At 59.6% G+C, this 17,185-nt stretch carries 14 protein-coding genes; 13 read left to right on the top strand and 1 reads right to left on the bottom strand.

The window, feature by feature from the left end:
* Positions 1 to 241: 241 nt before the first annotated feature.
* Positions 242 to 1,168 (bottom strand): serine O-acetyltransferase EpsC, encoded by a 927-nt coding sequence (gene epsC / locus ACA065_RS01165; protein ID WP_497692971.1) that lies wholly within the window; start codon positions 1,166 to 1,168, stop codon positions 242 to 244.
* A 166-nt stretch (positions 1,169 to 1,334) separates the two neighbouring features.
* Here epsC and ACA065_RS01160 point away from each other — a divergent pair, with 166 nt between their 5' ends.
* From ACA065_RS01160 to ACA065_RS01100, 13 genes are all read left to right on the top strand, one after another.
* Complete coding sequence (locus tag ACA065_RS01160) at positions 1,335 to 2,333, top strand: D-cysteine desulfhydrase (protein ID WP_497692970.1); 999 nt, start codon at positions 1,335 to 1,337, stop codon at positions 2,331 to 2,333.
* 275 nt (positions 2,334 to 2,608) lie between these two features.
* Positions 2,609 to 3,403, top strand: coding sequence for a cystine ABC transporter substrate-binding protein (gene tcyJ, locus ACA065_RS01155; protein ID WP_497692969.1), 795 nt, complete (start codon positions 2,609 to 2,611; stop codon positions 3,401 to 3,403).
* The gene (gene tcyL / locus ACA065_RS01150; protein WP_106577395.1) at positions 3,403 to 4,068 is read left to right on the top strand and encodes a cystine ABC transporter permease; all 666 of its coding nucleotides are present in this window, start codon (positions 3,403 to 3,405) and stop codon (positions 4,066 to 4,068) included. The genes tcyJ and tcyL overlap by 1 nt, the downstream gene beginning before the upstream one ends.
* A gap of 3 nt (positions 4,069 to 4,071) precedes the next feature.
* On the top strand, positions 4,072 to 4,818 hold the full coding sequence (tcyN, locus tag ACA065_RS01145) for an L-cystine ABC transporter ATP-binding protein TcyN (protein WP_497692968.1): 747 nt from the start codon (positions 4,072 to 4,074) through the stop codon (positions 4,816 to 4,818).
* A gap of 393 nt (positions 4,819 to 5,211) precedes the next feature.
* Positions 5,212 to 6,009 carry a hypothetical protein gene (locus tag ACA065_RS01140; protein ID WP_497692967.1) on the top strand — a complete coding sequence of 266 codons (798 nt, stop codon included), beginning with the start codon at positions 5,212 to 5,214 and terminating at the stop codon, positions 6,007 to 6,009.
* Between the two features lie 187 nt (positions 6,010 to 6,196).
* Entirely contained in the window at positions 6,197 to 7,438 is a 1,242-nt protein-coding gene (locus ACA065_RS01135; RefSeq protein WP_497692966.1) for an SfnB family sulfur acquisition oxidoreductase, read from the top strand.
* Positions 7,439 to 7,462: 24 nt separating this feature from the next.
* Positions 7,463 to 8,656 (top strand): SfnB family sulfur acquisition oxidoreductase, encoded by a 1,194-nt coding sequence (locus ACA065_RS01130; RefSeq protein WP_497692965.1) that lies wholly within the window; start codon positions 7,463 to 7,465, stop codon positions 8,654 to 8,656.
* On the top strand, positions 8,656 to 10,008 hold the full coding sequence (locus ACA065_RS01125; protein ID WP_497692964.1) for an LLM class flavin-dependent oxidoreductase: 1,353 nt from the start codon (positions 8,656 to 8,658) through the stop codon (positions 10,006 to 10,008). The genes ACA065_RS01130 and ACA065_RS01125 overlap by 1 nt, the downstream gene beginning before the upstream one ends.
* Before the next feature lie 143 nt (positions 10,009 to 10,151).
* Positions 10,152 to 10,967, top strand: a complete 816-nt coding sequence (locus ACA065_RS01120; protein ID WP_497692963.1) for a MetQ/NlpA family ABC transporter substrate-binding protein — start codon at positions 10,152 to 10,154, stop codon at positions 10,965 to 10,967.
* Positions 10,964 to 12,079, top strand: a complete 1,116-nt coding sequence (locus ACA065_RS01115) for a methionine ABC transporter ATP-binding protein (protein ID WP_497692962.1) — start codon at positions 10,964 to 10,966, stop codon at positions 12,077 to 12,079. Before ACA065_RS01120 ends, ACA065_RS01115 begins: the two co-directional genes overlap by 4 nt.
* Entirely contained in the window at positions 12,069 to 12,713 is a 645-nt protein-coding gene (locus tag ACA065_RS01110; protein ID WP_071482532.1) for a methionine ABC transporter permease, read from the top strand. The genes ACA065_RS01115 and ACA065_RS01110 overlap by 11 nt, the downstream gene beginning before the upstream one ends.
* 162 nt (positions 12,714 to 12,875) lie before the next feature.
* Positions 12,876 to 14,885 carry a hypothetical protein gene (locus ACA065_RS01105; protein WP_497692961.1) on the top strand — a complete coding sequence of 670 codons (2,010 nt, stop codon included), beginning with the start codon at positions 12,876 to 12,878 and terminating at the stop codon, positions 14,883 to 14,885.
* A 257-nt stretch (positions 14,886 to 15,142) separates the two neighbouring features.
* Entirely contained in the window at positions 15,143 to 17,149 is a 2,007-nt protein-coding gene (locus ACA065_RS01100) for an immunoglobulin-like domain-containing protein (protein ID WP_497692960.1), read from the top strand.
* Positions 17,150 to 17,185 lie beyond the last annotated feature (36 nt).

The raw sequence follows: 17,185 nt of genomic DNA, 5'->3' as shown, positions 1-17,185 counted from the left end.
CTAATCGCAGGGCTGAGTGGTAGGTAATTCCTACACTAGCTCAAGGATTGGTATGACGTATGGAGAAGGCAAAACGTTCAGCGATTTCCGCGTTAAACACGGTTCGAAATTGGAATGCGATCAAACATGTGGGAGCGGGCTTGCTCGCGAAAGCGGTGGGTCAGCCGACGCATCTGTTGACTGACACTCCGCATTCGCGAGCAAGCCCGCTCCCACAGTTGATCGGCGCCTGGCTCAAGGACTACTTCTGTGCCCCATCCTCATGCTGCAGATTCGCCTGGGTAATATTTGCCCCCGCCGGCACACTGCGGGTCAGCCACACATTGCCGCCAATCGTCGAACCTTTGCCGATGGTAATCCGCCCCAGGATCGTCGCCCCGGCGTAGATCACCACATCATCCTCAACAATCGGATGGCGTGGGTGGCCCTTCTGCAACTGCCCATCTTCATCCGCCGGGAAGCGCTTGGCACCCAATGTCACGGCCTGATAGATGCGTACCCGCTCGCCAATGATCGCGGTCTCCCCAATCACCACACCCGTTCCGTGGTCGATAAAGAAACTGGGGCCGATTTGCGCGCCGGGGTGAATGTCGATGCCGGTGGCCGAGTGCGCAATCTCCGCGCTGATCCGCGCCAACAGCGGCAACCCGGCGCGGTACAGATGGTGCGCCAGGCGATGGTGAATCACCGCCAGAATCCCCGGATAGCACAGCAGCACCTCATCCACACTGCGCGCGGCGGGGTCGCCGTGGTAGGCGGCCAATACGTCGGTGTCCAGCAGGCTGCGCAGGGAAGGCAACGCCAGGGCAAAATCCTGGATCAAGCGGATGGCCAGGGCGTCGACCTCGCTGTCATCCTGGCCGCCTTGGCGTGCGGCGTAGCGCAGCTCCAGGCGCGCCTGGCCGAGCAGGGCATTCAAGGCGACGTCGAGGGTATGACCGACGTAAAAATCTTCACTTTCTTCACGCAGGTCCACCGGCCCCAGGCGCATTGGAAACAGCGCGCCGCACAGCGACTCAAGAATCTGCGCCACCGCCTCACGCGACGGCAATTCGCGGCCGCCGTGCTCACCACTCAAACGGCCATTGCGCGTGCGCCACTGGTCTCGGGCGCCGCGCAGCTGGCTGACGATGGTCTGCAATTGCCAATGGCTGGAACGCTCACTCACGGTATTCACTCCTGACGATATGGCGATCACTTTACGTTATGCACCCAGGCCGCCCTTAAGAACCAATGATGCGATGCAAAGAACCATACGGAATAAGCGATTGGCGGTTGCCCGATGAAAAGTGCCTGCCTATAGTCGCCCAATCACTTAGCCACCGTGCGTCGCCATGATCAAACAACAGCTCGACCGTTTTAACCGCCTGGAACTGCTGGGCGGCGCCACTGCCCTGGAAAAACTCGAGCGGCTGTCGGCCTGGCTGGGCAGGGACATCTACGTCAAACGCGATGACACCACACCGCTGGCCATGGGCGGCAACAAGCTGCGCAAACTCGAATACCTGGCGGCCGACGCCATCGCCCAAGGTGCCGATACGCTGGTCACCGCCGGCGCCATCCAGTCCAACCATGTGCGCCAAACCGCTGCGCTGGCCGCCAAGTTGGGCCTCGGTTGCGTGGCCCTGCTGGAGAACCCCACCGGCACCGAAGACCCGAACTACCTGGGCAACGGCAACCGCCTGTTGCTGGAACTGTTTGACGCCAAAGTCGAATTGGTCGAGAACCTCGACAATGTCGACGACCAACTCAACGCCCTCGCCGACCGCCTGCGCAGCAACGGTAAAAAGCCGTACCTGGTGCCTATCGGCGGCTCGAATGCACTGGGCGCGCTGGGTTATGTACGGGCCGGGCTGGAACTGGCCGGGCAGATCGAAGACAGCGGTATTGAGTTTGCCGCCGTGGTACTGGCCTCGGGCAGCGCGGGCACCCACAGCGGTCTCGCCCTGGCGTTGAGTGAAGTGCTGCCGAATCTGCCGGTGATCGGCATTACCGTGTCGCGCACCGATGAAGCCCAGCGCCCAAAAGTGCAGGGCTTGGCTGAACGCACCGCCGAGCTGCTGGGTGTGGATATCCCCGAGGCCTTCAAAGTGATTTTGTGGGACGAATATTTCGGCCCGCGTTACGGCGAACCGAACGCCGGCACCCTGGCCGCGGTCAAGCTATTGGCGAGCCAGGAAGGCCTGCTGCTGGACCCGGTCTACACTGGCAAGGCCATGGCCGGCTTGCTGGATGGCATCGGGCGGCAGCGGTTTGAGCAGGGCCCGATTATTTTCCTGCACACCGGCGGGGCGCCAGCGTTGTTTGCTTATGACTCTGTTCTAACGGACTGAACACGGACCACATGTGGGAGCGGGCTTGCTCGCGAATACGGAGTGTCAGCCAATACATCCGGTGACTGACACACCGCATTCGCGAGCAAGCCCGCTCCCACATTGGATTGATGGCATATTCTAGAAAAGCATAACAAATTAGATTTATATTATTTTCAAGTCTTAGAAACTGGCTTTATAGTCGCGCCGAAGGCGAAGACGCGCTTCGCGCTTTAAGGCAGGATACGACTACTGCGTCACCTGCTTCGCTCAACATAAAAACACAGGGGCTCTTCATGACTATTTCTGTATTTCGTCGCACGTTGCTGGTTGGCACATTAGGCTTGGCACTCGGTGCTGGTCTGATGGGCCAAGCAATCGCTGGTGAGCAGCTGGACAACATCAAGAAGGCCGGCGAGATCAAGATCGGCCTGGAAGGCACCTATCCACCGTTCAGCTTTGTCGATGAAAGCGGCAAGCTCAGCGGTTTCGAAGTCGAGCTGTCCGAAGCGCTGGCCAAGGAGCTGGGCGTGAAGGTCAAGCTGCAAGCCACTCCTTGGGATGGCATCCTCGCGGCCCTGGAATCCAAGCGCCTGGACGCAGTGGTCAACCAAGTGACCATCTCCGAAGAGCGCAAGAAGAAGTACGACTTCTCCAAGCCCTACACCGTTTCCGGTATCCAGGCACTGGTGCTGAAGAAAAACGTCGACGCCATCAAGACCGCCGACGACCTGGCCGGCAAAAAAGTCGGCGTCGGCCTGGGCACCAACTACGAACAATGGCTCAAGGACAACCAACCCAAAGCCATCATCAAGACTTACAACGATGACCCAACCAAGTTCCAGGACCTGCGCATCGGCCGTATCGACGCCATCCTGATCGACCGCCTGGCGGCGCTGGAATACGCCAAGAAAGCCCCGGACACCGCTGCAGCCGGTGATGCCTTCTCCCGTCAGGAAGCCGGTATTGCTCTGCGCAAAGGCGAGCCTGAATTGCTCGATGCGGTGAACAAGGCCCTCGACAAGCTGCGCGCCGATGGCACCTTGAAGAAGCTGTCCGAGAAATACTTCAACGCTGACGTCACTCAATAATGGAAGCAGGTTTTCAACTCGCGCTGGACTCCGCGCCCTTTCTGCTCAAGGGCGCGTACTACACGGTGATCCTTAGCCTTGGCGGGATGTTTTTCGGCTTGCTGCTGGGCTTCGGCCTGGCGTTGATGCGCCTGTCGCGCTTCAAATTGGTCAGTTGGATCGCCCGCGTCTACGTGTCGTTCTTTCGCGGCACGCCCTTGCTGGTGCAGCTGTTTTTGATCTACTACGGCTTACCGCAAGTGGGCATCGAGCTGGATCCGATCCCGGCCGCCATGATCGGCTTCTCGCTGAACATGGCCGCTTATGCCTGTGAAATCCTGCGCGCCGCGATCAGCTCCATCGAGCGCGGCCAGTGGGAAGCTGCAGCCAGTATCGGCATGACCCGCGCGCAGACCCTGCGCCGGGCCATCCTGCCGCAGGCCATGCGTACGGCATTGCCGCCGCTGGGCAACAGTTTTATTTCGCTGGTAAAAGACACCGCGCTGGCCGCCACCATTCAGGTGCCCGAGCTGTTCCGCCAGGCTCAATTGGTGTCTGCGCGCACCTTCGAAATCTTCACCATGTACCTCTCCGCTGCCCTGATCTACTGGATCCTGGCGAGCATCCTGGCGCATTTTCAAAATCGCCTGGAAGACCGGGTCAACCGGCATGACCTGGAGTCTTGAAGCATGATCGTGGTTGAAAAACTGACCAAACAATTCAAGGGTCAGGTGGTGCTCAACGGGATCGACCTTGAGGTCAAGGCAGGCGAAGTCGTCGCCATCATTGGCCCCAGCGGTTCCGGCAAGACCACCTTCCTGCGCTGCCTGAACTTCCTCGAAGAACCCACCAGCGGCCGCATCAAGGTGGGCGACATCGAGATCGACAGCAGCAAGCCACTCAACCAGCAACAAGGCCTGGTGCGGCGCTTGCGCCAGCACGTGGGCTTTGTGTTCCAGAACTTCAACCTGTTCCCGCACCGCACCGCGCTGGAAAACGTCATCGAAGGCCCGATCGTGGTCAAGAAGATGCCACGCGAAGCGGCGACCGAACTGGGCCGCACGCTGCTCGCCAGGGTCGGCCTGGCGGGCAAGGAAGCGTCCTATCCGCGACGTTTGTCCGGTGGCCAGCAGCAACGTGTGGCCATTGCACGTGCATTGGCCATGGAGCCGGAGGTGATTCTGTTCGACGAACCCACCTCGGCCCTCGACCCGGAACTGGTCGGCGAAGTGCTGGCGACCATCCGCAGCCTGGCCGAAGAAAACCGCACCATGGTCATCGTCACCCACGAAATGAGCTTCGCCCGCGATGTGGCCAACCGGGTGGTCTTCTTCGACAAGGGCGTGATCGTCGAACAGGGCGAAGCCAAGGCGCTGTTTGCCAACCCGAAGGAAGAACGAACCAAGCAGTTTTTGAGCAAGTTTCTCGCCCATTAATTTGCCGGGAGCAGGCCCCGACTGTGGCGAGGGAACTTGCTCCCGCGGGGCTGCATAGCAGCCCCAAAATCGTGGGCGCGCTTGGCACTCCAGCGGGAGCAAGCTCCCTGGCCACAACACGCTGTTCCTACATGAAACCCTCGCACTAACAAATAAAACGCCACGCCGGCCCCGCCTCAAAATCCCCCGCCTCGTCAGACCCTTCTGAATCTGCTCCAACCCGCCGTTTAGCCTTCTGCCGCCATTGACGCCCCCCGGACAACCCTCTTATCTAGCACCCAGAGGATTGGATCCTATCCCAGCAATTCACTGAATCGTCCCTTTCGGCCCCTGCGCGCAACCGCGTCACGGGCGCCGGAACGATTGCTGCTGGCTGCATCAAGGAGATTACTTATGACGCGCACTGCAACCCCGGCCATGCTCACCGCCCCGACACTGCCCCAGGCTCAGCGACATGGCATCAACGCCCTCGCCGCCGCCCACCTGCAAGTGGATATCGCCCCTTACCCCGGCATGGAGGAAGGTGACCTGATCGAGCTGTTCTGGAACAACTGCTTTGCCGACTCCAGACGCGTAACGGCGTGCAAAATCGGCACCCCCACTCACCTGCGGGTGCCAGAAAGTTTTGTGCTGGACGGCCCCGCGCAGGTTCACTACCAAGTCATGCAAATCGGCCACGGCCCGGCACGCTCGGCCTTCACGCGGGTGCAGGTGAAAACCAACTACCCGGGTGGCCAACCTGTGTTCCCGCTCAGCCACGAAAACAACGATGAAAACCAGAACCTCGCCCCCGTCGGCCTGCCTGAAACTATCCGCCGCTACGGCGTCAACAGCCGCCAGGTATTGCGGGGTATTCCGCTGTGTATCGAGCCTTATTTGAACATGGCCAGTGGCGACGCCATCACCTTGCGTTGGGGTGATGTGCGGCTGGACCTGCCGAAAATCCAGGCCAAGGACATCGGCCTGACGGTGCACGTGTGGGTGCCCTCGACGGTCATCATCGAAGCGGGCGACGACAGCCGCCTGGACGTGACGTACTGCATTCTTGACCGCGTCGGCAATAATTCGCGCTGGGCACCGGTGCGCACGCTGAACATTTGCGCCTGCTCGCCTCAGGTCCCGCCCCGCGCGGCCAGGGCCGCATCGGCCTACCAACCGCGCCAACCCGGTTCACCTTGCGAACCTGGGTGACCGCCCTTCTATGCATATTCCTAAAAGTTAGTTTATTTAAAAATTTAACGCGCTTAGGGTATATGCACCGGACCACCGGACATCTCTGATTTTTCTGTTTTTATTTCATTGAATGCGAGGTCGGTATGGTCAGAATTACCCCGGTGCATAACGCCAGGGCATTACGTGCAGCCAAGGAGCGGCGCTGATGTCTAACTTGGCTCTAACACCCCCCCAGAGTGATCTGGATATAGCCCCACTGCTGTTGCCGGCCGTTGTGCTGCGCGACGACGCCCAAGCGTTGAGCGCAGCCCATGAACTTGCCCAGGCCGCGCGCCTGCAAGCGGCCAAGCGCGACCAGCAGCGCAAGCTGCCATGGGCGCAGATCGAACAGTTCACCCGCAGCGGGCTCGGCAGTATTTCCATTCCCCGCGAATACGGCGGCCCACAGGTCTCGTTCGTGACCTTGGCCGACGTGTTCGCGATCATCAGCGCGGCAGACCCGGCCCTTGGGCAGATCCCGCAGAACCATTTCGGCATCCTGCACGTGCTGCAGGGCGCCGCCACCGAACGCCAGAAAAAGCAGCTGTTCCAGAGCGTGCTCGACGGTTGGCGTATCGGCAATGGCGGCCCGGAGCGCGGCACCAAAAACACGCTGGAGCTCAAGGCACGCATCACCGCCGAAGGCGACGGCTATGTCATCAGCGGCCAGAAGTTCTACTCCACCGGCGCGCTGTTTGCCCATTGGGTGGCGGTGAAGGCACTGAACGAAGACGGCAAGCAGGTCATGGCGTTTGTGCGCCGTGGCACCGAAGGGCTGCGCATCGTTGACGACTGGTCGGGCTTTGGCCAACGCACCACGGCCAGCGGCACGGTGCTGCTCGACCGCGTGCCGGTGGACGCCGAGCTGGTGGTCGACAACTGGCGCATCGGCGAAAGCCCGACTATCCAGGGCGCTGTCTCGCAATTGATCCAGGCTGCCATCGACGCCGGCATCGCCCGTGGCGCGCTCGATGACACCATCGCCTTCGTGCGTGAACGCTCGCGCCCATGGATCGACGCCAAGGTCGAACGGGCCAGTGATGACCTGTATGTGATCGCCGATATCGGCAAGCTGAAAATCGAACTGCATGCCGCCGAAGCCCTGTTGCGCAAGGCCGGCAAGGTGCTGGACGAGGTCAGCGCTGCGCCGATTACCGCGCAATCCGCTGCGCGGGCTTCGATTGCCGTAGCCGAGGCGAAAGTGCTGACCACCGAAGTGTCGTTGCTGGTCAGCGAAAAGCTCTTCGAACTGGCTGGCAGCCGCGCCACCCTCGCCGAATTCAACCTCGACCGCCATTGGCGCAACGCCCGGGTGCACACCCTGCACGACCCGGTGCGCTGGAAGTATCACGCCATTGGCGCCTATCGCTTGAACGGCACTTTGCCTGCTCGACATTCCTGGATCTGACCGACCAGACATCTGGAGAAACTTATGACTTTTTCCCCTAACGTCGCGGTCATTACCAGCGACGAACAAGCCCTCATTGTCGCCAGCGACCTGGCCGAGGACTTTCGCCGCGACAGCGCCCAGCGCGACCGCGAACGCCGCTTGCCCTTGCCCGAACTGGACGTGTTTTCGCGCTCCGGCCTGTGGGGCATCAGCGTGCCGAAGGAACACGGCGGCGCGGGCGTGTCCAACGTCACCCTGGCCAAGGTCATTGCGCTGATCGCCCAGGCGGATGCCTCGCTGGGCCAGATCCCGCAAAACCATTTTTATGCCCTTGAAGTGCTGCGCGTGAACGGCAGCCCCGCGCAGCAAAAGCGCCTGTACGCCGAAGTGCTCGCCGGCCAGCGTTTCGGCAACGCCCTGGCGGAGCTGGGCACCAAAACCGCTCATGACCGCGTGACTGCCATCACCCGTGACGGCGATGGCTTTCGTATCACCGGTCACAAGTTCTATTCCACCGGCGCGCTCTACGCCCAACGCATCCCGACCTCGGTGGTGGATGAACACAGCGTACAGCAACTGGCCTTTGTGCCCCGCGACAGCGAAGGCCTGAGCGTTATCGACGACTGGAGCGGCTTCGGCCAACGCACCACCGGCAGCGGCTCAGTGGTGTTCGACAACGTGTGGGTTGCCGCCCAAGACGTGATCCCATTCCAGAGCGCCTTCGAGCGCCCGACCACCGTCGGCCCGTTGGCGCAGATCCTTCACGCCGCCATCGACACCGGCATCGCCCGCGCCGCTTTCGAAGACGCGTTGCACTTTGTGCGCACCAAGACTCGCCCGTGGATCGATTCCGGCAACGACAAAGCCACCGAAGACCCGCTGACGCTCAAGAGCTTCGGCCACTTGAGCATCCGCCTGCACGCCACCGAAGCCTTGCTGGAACGCGCCGGCGAATTTCTCGACCGTGCCCAGGCCGACAGCAACGCCGAGACCGTCGCGGCAGCCTCAATCGCCGTCGCCGAAGTGCGCGCCCTGAGCACCGAAATCTCTCTGGCCGCCGGCAGCACCTTGTTCGAACTGGCCGGCAGCCAGGCCACCCTGGCCGAACACGGCCTGGACCGCCACTGGCGCAACGCCCGCGTGCACACCTTGCACGACCCGGTGCGCTGGAAGTACCACGCGGTGGGCAATTACTACCTCAATGATGAAAACCCGCCACTGCGGGGGACTATCTGATGGCGAAGAAAAAAATCCTGCTCAATGCCTTCAACATGAACTGCATCGGGCACATCAACCACGGTTTGTGGACGCACCCACGGGACACCTCGACGCAGTACAAAACCGTCGAGTATTGGACCGAGCTGGCGCAAACCCTGGAACGCGGGCTGTTCGACGGCTTGTTCATCGCCGACATTGTCGGCGTGTACGACGTCTACCAGAACTCCATCGACGTGCCGCTCAAAGAGTCGATCCAGTTGCCGGTCAATGACCCGCTGCTGCTGGTCTCGGCCATGGCTGCCGTGACCAGGAATCTTGGCTTCGGCCTCACCGCCAACCTCACCTACGAGCCGCCGTATCTGTTCGCCCGGCGCATGTCCACGCTCGACCACCTGAGCCGTGGCCGGGTCGGCTGGAACATCGTCACCGGCTACCTCGACAGCGCTGCCAAGGCCATGGGCCTGACCGAACAGGTCGAGCACGACCGGCGCTATGACCAGGCCGATGAGTACCTGCAGGTGCTGTACAAACTCTGGGAAGGCAGCTGGGAAGACGACGCGGTCATCAATGATCCGCAGCAACGGGTCTATGCGCAGCCGGGCAAGGTGCACAAGGTCGAGCACCACGGCGAGTTCTATCAGGTGGAGGGTTATCACCTCTGCGAGCCGTCGCCGCAGCGCACGCCGGTGCTGTTCCAGGCTGGCAGTTCGGAGCGCGGTTTGCTGTTCGCCGGGCGGCATGCCGAGTGCGTATTCATCAGCGGCCAGAACAAGGCCGCGACCAAGGCCCAGGTAGACAAGGTGCGCGCCAGCGCGGTCGAGGCCGGGCGTAATCCGCAGGACATCAAAGTGTTCATGGGCCTCAACGTGATCGTTGCCGCCACCGAAGAGTTGGCCTGGGCCAAGCACGCCGAATACCTGAGCTACGCCAGCCCGGAAGCCGGCGTGGCGCATTTCTCGGCGTCCACGGCGATTGATTTTGCCCAATACGCACTGGACGAACCGATCCAGTACGTGAAGAGCAACGCGATCCAGTCGGCTACCAAGAACCTGCAGAACAACGACTGGACCCGCCGCAAATTGCTCGAGCAGCACGCCTTGGGCGGCCGCTATATCACCTTGGTCGGCTCGCCGGAACAGGTCGCCGACGAGCTGGAGTCGTGGATCAGCGAGACCGGCCTGGATGGCTTCAACCTGACGCGCATTGTGACGCCGGAAAGCTACGTGGACTTTATCGACCTGGTGGTGCCGGTGTTGCAGAAGCGTGGGTCCTACAAGACCGCGTATGAGCAGGGAACGCTGCGCGAAAAAGTATTCCATGGCTCCGCTCGCTTACCCGAACAACACACCGGCTCTACCTATCGCCACTAATCAAAACTGTGGGAGCGGGCTTGCTCGCGAATGCGGTGTGCCAGTCACCGAATTCGTTTGCTGACACATCGCTTTCGCGAGCAAGCCCGCTCCCACATTGGATCTTTATCGCTTGCCCAACTACCTATGACTGGAAATCGATTATGAAAAAGACACTGCTCACCCACCCAGTCAAAGCACTGGCCCTGGCCCTCGGGTTATTCAGCTCGGCAGTCTTCGCCGCCGATGCGCCGCTGAAGGTCGGCACCACCGCCGCCTTCGCGATTCCCCTGGAAGCCGCCGTCGCCGAAGCCGGCAAGCAAGGCCTTAAGGTCGAGCTGGTGGAATTCACCGACTGGATCGCGCCCAACGTCAGCCTGGCTGCCGGCGATATCGACGTGAACTACTTCCAGCACATCCCGTTCCTGGAAAACGCCAAGGCTGCCGCAGGTTTTGACTTGGTGCCCTACGCGCCGGGCATTATCAATAACGTCGGGCTGTACTCCAAGAAGTACAAAAGCTTCAACGACTTGCCTCAAGGCGCCAGCGTGGCGATTGCCAACGACCCGATCAACAGCGGTCGCGGCCTGCAGCTGCTGGCCAAGGCTGGCTTGATCACCCTCAAGCCAGGCGTGGGCTACAAGGCCACCGAAGAAGACATCATCGCCAACCCGAAGAAGATCAAAATCCTGCAAGTGGAAGCCGTGCAACTGGTACGCGCCTATGACGACGCCGACCTGGTGCAGGGCTACCCGGCGTATATCCGCCTGTCCAAAACCTTCGACGCCGAGTCGGCGCTGCTGTTCGACGGCCTCGACCACCCGGAATACGTGATTCAGTTTGTGATCCAGCCCAAAAGCAAAACCGACCCACGCGTGATCAAGTTCGTCGACATCTACCAGCACTCGCCGGTGGTGCGTGCCGCCCTGGATAAATCCCTCGGCAAGCTCTACCAAGTCGGCTGGGAAGATAAAAAATGACCGCCGCCCACACTCAACTGCGCGACCTGGGTTTACCGCCCAGGGATGCCGAGCAGACCGAACTGCACCCGGACCTGAACCGCGCCCACGTGCGTTTTATCAACCTGGGCAAAACCTATGACGGCAGCGTGCATGCGTTGCAAGGCATCGACCTGGCGATCCAGCGCGGTGAAGTGTTCGGCATCATCGGCCGCAGCGGCGCCGGTAAATCGTCGCTGATTCGCACCATCAACCGCCTGGAGCAACCCAGCAGCGGCCGGGTGTTGATTGATCAGGTGGACATCGGCGAATACGACGAAGACCGCTTGGTGGCGCTGCGCCGGCGCATCGGCATGATCTTCCAGCACTTCAACCTGATGTCGGCCAAAACGGTGTGGCAGAACGTCGAGTTGCCGCTGAAAGTCGCCGGTGTGCCCAAGCCGCAGCGCGAGCAAAAGGTGCGTGAGCTGCTGGAACTGGTGGGCTTGCAGGACAAGCACAAGGCTTACCCGGCGCAGCTCTCCGGCGGGCAAAAACAGCGCGTGGGTATCGCCCGTTCGCTGGTGCACGATCCGCAGATTCTGCTGTGCGACGAGGCCACCTCGGCCCTCGACCCGGAGACTACCCAGTCGATTCTCGGCCTGCTGCGCGAGATCAACCAGCGCCTGGGCCTCACCATCGTGTTGATCACCCATGAGATGGCGGTGATTCGCGAGATTTGCGACCGCGTGGTGGTGCTCGAGCACGGGCGCATCGTCGAGCAAGGCCCGGTGTGGCAAGTGTTCGGCAACCCACAGCACGAGGTCAGCAAAACGTTGCTGGCGCCATTGCAACACGGGCTGCCGGAAGAACTGCAAAGCCGCCTGCAACTCACCCAAACCAGCGCCGACGCCGCGCTGGTGCTGCGTTTGCAGTTCACCGGCAGCGATACCGATGAACCTGACCTGGCCGCGCTGTTCAGCGCCCTCGGCGGGCGCGTGCGCTTGCTGCAAGGCGGTGTGGAACGGATTCAGGGGCATGCCCTGGGGCAATTACTGCTGGCGGTGAATGGCTCACCGCACACTGGCGAAGAACTGCGCATTCGCGCCGGGCGTTGGGCGCAACAGGTGGAGGTGCTGGGCTATGTGGTTTGATCGCTTATTGCAGGGCGCCATCGACACCTTGTTGATGGTCGGCGTGTCGTCGTTGATCGCATTGCTGGTGGGCATTCCACTGGCCGTGTTCCTGGTCACCAGTGACAAGGGCGGCATTTACCAGGCACCCGCGCTGAACCGCGTGCTGGGGGCGTTCGTCAATCTGTTCCGCTCGATTCCATTTTTGATCCTCATGGTGGCATTGATCCCGTTTACCCGGCTGATCGTCGGCACCACCTATGGCGTGTGGGCGGCAGTAGTGCCACTGACCATCGCCGCCACACCGTTCTTTGCGCGCATCGCCGAAGTGAGCCTGCGTGAAGTCGACCACGGCTTGATCGAAGCTGCGCAAGCCATGGGCTGCCGCCGCTGGCACATCATCTGGCATGTGCTGTTGCCGGAAGCGCTGCCGGGCATCGTCGGCGGGTTCACGATTACGTTGGTGACGATGATCAACTCATCGGCCATGGCCGGTGCGATTGGCGCGGGCGGCCTGGGTGATATTGCCTACCGTTATGGCTACCAGCGTTTTGATACGCAGATCATGCTGACGGTGATCGTGCTGCTGGTGATTCTGGTGGCGGTGATTCAATTGGGCGGGGATCGGTTGGCGCGAGTGCTTAACAAACGCTGAGTGCCGTCCAAATTGCCGCCTACGTGCATCGCCCCACCAGGGCGATGTACCACTCGTCGCCACTGTCAATTCTGACAGTAGATTCGGTTAATCCTCCAAGCGCCTCATTCACCTTGCCCGTCGCGCCATTCCCGCGCGCCCTAAACCAGCAAGGCAATGATGATGACGACTCCTACCGGCCCAATCGTTGACATATCCCTGAATGCACCCAAAGCGACCTTCGCCATCGCGCTTGATGAAACCGAGATCCCATATAAACTCGACTACCCTGAAATAGCAAAATGGGCCTTGGGGCTGCGCGCCACGGACCCTTATGCCGAGTTCTCCTCCGAGGCCTGGTTCGCTGAATCCATCGGTGACGAATTCTACCTGTACTGTAATGACAAACTGGTGAGCAAGGGCAGCATTACCACCAAGGCAACGCGTTACTTCTTGAAAGTCCTCCTGAACGACCTGCCGGAGGGCTTGGTCAATGTGTACTGGGAAGTGGAGCGCAGGACCGGTCAGAAAAGTCGTTCGACGACCGAGACGTATCTGGTCATGAAAACCCACCCTGCCGGCATAGACCGTAGGCCGGACATCTTCGGGCACGACGGATTGCGCGTGGTGGCTGAAGGCTTTTCGGCAGAGTCGGATATTGATGAAAACACTGCAGCTCGCGGGATGTGGGCTCTGGTTGATAAGTATCTGAACGCCCGTGAGAACGACGAAATTTTCGTCTACCTGGACGGTGTCCCCACCAAACATCGCTTGAGCGCCACAGAGGCCCGCGGGGCTGGGCCGTATCGGGTGTTCATACCGCCGACGGTCTTCAAGAAGATCAGTCAATCCGGCCCCATAGCGCTTATTTGCACCGTGTTAGACGTGGCCGGAAACACACCCGAGGGGAACGATAAGTTTTCGCCGCCCTTCATGTTGAACAGCAACGCGGACCCCTTGCTGTTTGATCCACCGTTGCTTTATGTCAAAGACATTGAGTCCATTGTGTTTGATCTGAGCACCCAAAGTAATCTCCCTCTCAGCGTGCTGGCTACACCGCGACGCACGGTAGGGTTCCCCAGCCCACCCAACCAGATCGTTGTGACGCTGACCTGGTTCAGGCCTGACGGTACAACAATACGCGCGAGCAAGAGCTTGCCGCCGTTTGCGCACACGCAAAGGGCCGGCGATAAAACGCCGGTGCCTGATGATTACTTCCAAGAGGAAGGGTTTGTTCGCATGTCGTTCGTTCTGTTAACCCCAACAGGGGTATTGCTTGGACGCTCGGGCAGCAGCACGGTGCGGGTGGGGGGCACGCGGGTATTGACGTATCCGGCGCCGGCCTTCGACAACAAGCCAGGGCCTCAGACGATCACCCTGCAGAACTATGCCAATGGCGCCGATGTGACGGTGGCGTACCGGAGCATAACCACTGCCGATGTAATCCGCCTCACGTCGACCACTCCAAATGGCACCGTCGTCACCCTTGGGCTAAAGAGCGGGATAAACGGTGGAACAGTGATCTTCCGCATCGATGCGCAAACCCTCGCCCAGAGCGCGGGCCAAGTTATCAAGTTAAGTTACGAGGTGACGGTGGGGGGCAAAACCACCAAGTCAGATGTTCAAGAAGTGACGATATTAGGGCAACTTAAGATTGCGCAAGAGCCCATGACTCTGAATGGGCTGTCTATTAAAATACCTACGTGGGCAAGAACAGGAGCGGAGTCAATCAACAATACGCAAACTCGGCTCGCTACCGGTGGTATAGGGACGCTGACTTACACTTCCCGCAGGCCGAGTGTTGCATCGGTTGGCCTCCACACCGGTTTGGTAATCGGCAATGCGTGCGGCTCTACGCTTATTGATGTGAAAGATCAGGCCGGCAATACAGTCTCGTACCCTGTTAACGTCAGTAATGTATATCGATTGGTGATTAGAGAAGAGCAGACCCATCTTCCCCAGGCAATAACGTGGATGAACAATAATGGTCAACGGGGAGTAGGTGGTGACGGTATCGCTGATATGCAACGTGTGTACGGAACCAGACTGCCGGTGGCTCGCCATTATTGGTACGCGATTTACCCCAATACCGCTGGCGGTTTATTTTACCATTGGTATAACGCAGGCGTTAATGTAGGCGGACAATTTGAACACCTGTTCGGCGCTTGGGTGTTGGCACAACTAAACGGATAGTGGACTGACCACGGTGTCAAAAATTATTGGAGCGGATGAGTACCCTACTCAGCCGCTCCATTTTTTAAACCCTGCCAGGGTTTGTAGTCAGCCTCTCTTCGATCCCCTCCAAGCCTTGCCATGAAACGGCCACCAGGGCGATGTACCACTCGTCGCCACTGTCAATTCTGACAGTAGATTCGGTTAATCCTCCAAGCGCCTCATTCACCTTGCCCGTCGCGCCATTCCCGGCGCCCTAAACCAGCAAGGTAATGATGATGACGACTCCTACCGGCCCAATCGTTGACATATCCCTGAATGCACCCAAAGCGACCTTCGCCATCGCGCTTGATGAAACCGAGATCCCATATAAACTCGACTACCCTGAAATAGCAAAATGGGCCTTGGGCCTGCGCGCCACGGACCCTTATGCCGAGTTCTCCTCCGAGGCCTGGTTCGCTGAATCCATCGGTGACGAATTCTACCTGTACTGTAATGACAAACTGGTGAGCAAGGGCAGCATTACCACCAAGGCAACGCGTTACTTCTTGAAAGTCCTCCTGAACGACCTGCCGGAGGGCTTGGTCAATGTGTACTGGGAAGTGGAGCGCAGGACCGGTCAGAAAAGTCGTTCGACGACCGAGACGTATCTGGTCATGAAAACCCACCCTGCCGGCATAGACCGTAGGCCGGACATCTTCGGGCACGACGGATTGCGCGTGGTGGCTGAAGGCTTTTCGGCAGAGTCGGATATTGATGAAAACACTGCAGCTCGCGGGATGTGGGCTCTGGTTGATAAGTATCTGAACGCCCGTGAGAACGACGAAATTTTCGTCTACCTGGACGGTGTCCCCACCAAACATCGCTTGAGCGCCACAGAGGCCCGCGGGGCTGGGCCGTATCGGGTGTTCATACCGCCGACGGTCTTCAAGAAGATCAGTCAATCCGGCCCCATAGCGCTTATTTGCACCGTGTTAGACGTGGCCGGAAACACACCCGAGGGGAACGATAAGTTTTCGCCGCCCTTCATGTTGAACAGCAACGCGGACCCCTTGCTGTTTGATCCACCGTTGCTTTATGTCAAAGACATTGAGTCCATTGTGTTTGATCTGGGCACCCAAAGTAATCTCCCTCTCAGCGTGCTGGCTACACCGCGACGCACGGTAGGGTTCCCCAGCCCACCCAACCAGATCGTTGTGACGCTGACCTGGTTCAGGCCTGACGGTACAACAATACGCGCGAGCAAGAGCTTGCCGCCGTTTGCGCACACGCAAAGGGCCGGCGATAAAACGCCGGTGCCTGATGATTACTTCCAAGAGGAAGGGTTTGTTCGCATGTCGTTCGTTCTGTTAACCCCAACAGGGGTATTGCTTGGACGCTCGGGCAGCAGCACGGTGCGGGTGGGGGGCACGCGGGTATTGACGTATCCGGCGCCGGCCTTCGACAACAAGCCAGGGCCTCAGACGATCACCCTGCAGAACTATGCCAATGGCGCCGATGTGACGGTGGCGTACCGGAGCATAACCACTGCCGATGTAATCCGCCTCACGTCGACCACTCCAAATGGCACCGTCGTCACCCTTGGGCTAAAGAGCGGGATAAACGGTGGAACAGTGATCTTCCGCATCGATGCGCAAACCCTCGCCCAGAGCGCGGGCCAAGTTATCAAGTTAAGTTACGAGGTGACGGTGGGGGGCAAAACCACCAAGTCAGATGTTCAAGAAGTGACGATATTAGGGCAACTTAAGATTGCGCAAGAGCCCATGACTCTGAGTGGGCTGTCTATTAAAGTACCTTCGTGGGCAAAAACAACAGGGTGGGAGTCAGTCGGTAATTCGGGTAGTCGCATCGCTACGGGGGGTTTGGGGACGCTGACGTATTCTTCCCGCAGGTCTAGCGTTGCATCAGTGAACGCCCAAGGATTGGTCATCGGTAATGGCTGGGGTTCTACGATAATTGACGTGAAAGACCAGTATGGCAACACGGTCTCGTACCCTGTTAATGTCAGTAATGTATACCGCTTGGCGATTAACGAGGCGCAGACTAACTATAACGGGGCATTCGGTTGGATTAACTCTGGTAATAGGCCGGTAGGCTGGGATGGCGTCGCTGATTTGCAACGTGTCTATGGCGCCAGGTTGCCATTGAGTCGCCATTATTGGTTTGGGCCTACCACAGACCCCGCCACCGCTGTTTTTTACCATTGGCAAAACCCTGGAATTGCTTCAGGCGGTCGTAATGACCACCTGTTCGGCGCCTGGACCTTGTTCCAACTAATAGGATAGTAGACTGAGCACTGCATCAAAAAACACCGGAGCGGA

The organism is Pseudomonas sp. LBUM1640 (genome assembly GCF_059716225.1).
Note: the sequence above shows the minus strand (reverse complement) of the source record. Positions and strands in the feature narration are given on the sequence as shown.